Raw genomic sequence first — 2,412 nt, forward strand, 5'->3', positions numbered from 1 at the left:
ACGCTTAGGTTGACCTAACAACTTGGGTTGGCTATTTGAACGGGTTTTGAAAAAACTCATATTGTGATTCAGTTTTTGCGCTTGTTCACTTAAGCCTTTGGCGGCCTCTGTCGTTCGCTCTACTAAACCAGCATTTTGTTGGGTTACATTATCAATGCTAGTAATTGCCAAATTAACCTGATTAATGCCATCCGCTTGCTCTGTGGCGGATTGTGCAATTTGCTCAACCATTTCGGTGACTTGTTCAATTGATTGACTCACCCCAGCTAGTTCATCGCTCGCACTGGCGGCCATTTTGGTGCCAAAATCAATTTTTTCGACACTGCTATTAATTAACTGGCGGATATCTTTCGCTGCTTCGGCTGATTTTTGCGCCAACCCACGAACCTCACCCGCTACCACGGCAAAACCACGCCCATGATCACCGGCGCGCGCGGCTTCGACGGCCGCGTTTAAGGCCAGCAAGTTAGTTTGGAAGGCTATACTGTCTATCAAGGTCACAATATCCGCAATTTGATGGCTCGACTTCTGAATATCAGTCATGGCTTCTAGAGTTTGCTGCATCACTTTCGCACCGCTCGCCACTTGGGCTTCAACTTTCTGCGCGACTTTTTCTGTTTCTATCGCGTTTTGCGAACTGTTTTGTACCGCCGTATTCATTTCGTGCATGGTCGCCGAGGTTTGTTCCAATGAACTAGCCTGTTCCTGAACACGCGAACTTAATTCATGTGCGTCGCTCGAAACTTCGTGCGCTTCCTCACTCACGTGACTCGCCACATCCAATACATCCGATACAATTTCACGTAACTTTCGTGTGGATGCATTAATTGCCTGGGTTAACTGACCCAAGTCCCCTTGGTAGTCAAAGGTCACCTCTTGAGTTAAGTCGCCTTCACTTTGCGCAACCACCACTTGAGTTATATCGGTCATCGCATCGTGCAAAGTATTAATCACGTTATTAATACCAACTTGTAATTCTCTATAGAAACCGCTGGCATGGTCACTTACTTCTATTGAATTGAAGTGTCCTAAAGACAAATCTTGAATCACGGCTTGAAGCTGCGACTGGATTTGATGTTCAATCGTAATATCCTGCCATTCCACCATGGTACTTTGACGTTTTTTATTTACTCGAATCGGCGTAATCGTCAGACGGAAACGTAAGCCATTAATAGTTAATTCGGTCACCATTCTTTCGGTCAAACTTTCCAAACGCTGACGGATATGTTGCGGGTCTTTATGAAAGATATCTATATTGCTGCCAATCACCTTTTGGGTGTGAAAGTTTGGCAAAGCTTGTTGGATTTGATTTTCATAGTTAGCAAAAATATTTAACAGCGAGCGATTGGCATATTGAATGTGATGATCCGTATCCGCCAGCATAATACAGCTGGTAGCCGAGTCTAGCGCCTTCATCACCGCCGCTGATTTCGCTTGGGCTTCTTTCGCTTCTTGCGCCATCCAACCCAAGCGAACCACCGCAGGTTGTAACCAATTGGATAAGTTATCCAACAACGAACCCGAGCCGATCGTGAAATCTTGACGCACATCGCCCGATGCCAAGTTCATCAACTTAGCTTGCATGTCAGCCAACTCGACTTTCAGACGGGCTTGACTCCAAACCCAGCTTGCTGCCGTTAGAACAGCCAAGCCTAAGGTAACGGGATAAGTTTGCGCAGGTGACCAGACTAATCCGGCCATTAAAGAAGCGAATAAGCCAGTCCCACTTAAGATTAATAGACGTTGCGGGTTTAAATAACGACCGAGCTTATTCAAGAATTGATTAGGTTTGCCTTGGCGTAAACTTAACGCGCCACGTTGAACCGCTCGATAGGCTTGCTCGGCTTGTTGAATTTCATCCGATGTTGCGGGGAAACGGACCGACATATAACCGGTGGTTTGACCGTTTTCACGAATCGGTGTCGCGAACGCGCGTACCCAATAATGATCGCCGTTTTTACGTTTATTTTTGACCACTTGCGACCAAGGCAATCCCGCTTTTAGGCTGGCCCATAAATCGCCAAACACCGAAGCGGGTACATCTGGATGACGCAAAATATTATGCGGTTGACCCATCGCCTCGGCCCGTGTATAACCCGCCGCCTCTAAAAAACTATCATTACAATGCAAAATGGTACCGTGTAGGTCGGTGGTTGAAACAATCACCATCGTGGCGGGTAACTTAAATTCTTTTTGGGTAACTGTGGAGGGCATAACTTAACTTAATCCTTCGATAATCGCTAGAGCTTAGCTGCACCATAACATGAAGCTTCATATCACAGATCTGCCTACTCAAGCATTTGGGCACCTCGACGGCGATTCTATCAGCTTTTAATCCAAGCTGAGTAGAGTTTCAAGTGGGCACCTCGATTAACCCCTGATTCATTCTGGCAACGCCAAGTTTTTCAGATC

The 2,412-nt window shown here is 46.2% G+C and carries 1 protein-coding gene; it reads right to left on the bottom strand.

Going from position 1 to position 2,412, the window contains the following annotated elements; genetic code table 11:
• Positions 1 to 2,214 (bottom strand): methyl-accepting chemotaxis protein (locus IBX48_RS10260; protein WP_296834224.1); only part of this gene is annotated, 2,214 nt, incomplete at its 3' end.
• Between the last annotated feature and the right edge of the window lie 198 nt (positions 2,215 to 2,412).

Origin of the sequence: Thiomicrospira sp. (assembly GCF_014859555.1) — a bacterium.
Taxonomy (GTDB): Bacteria; Pseudomonadota; Gammaproteobacteria; order Thiomicrospirales; family Thiomicrospiraceae; genus Thiomicrospira.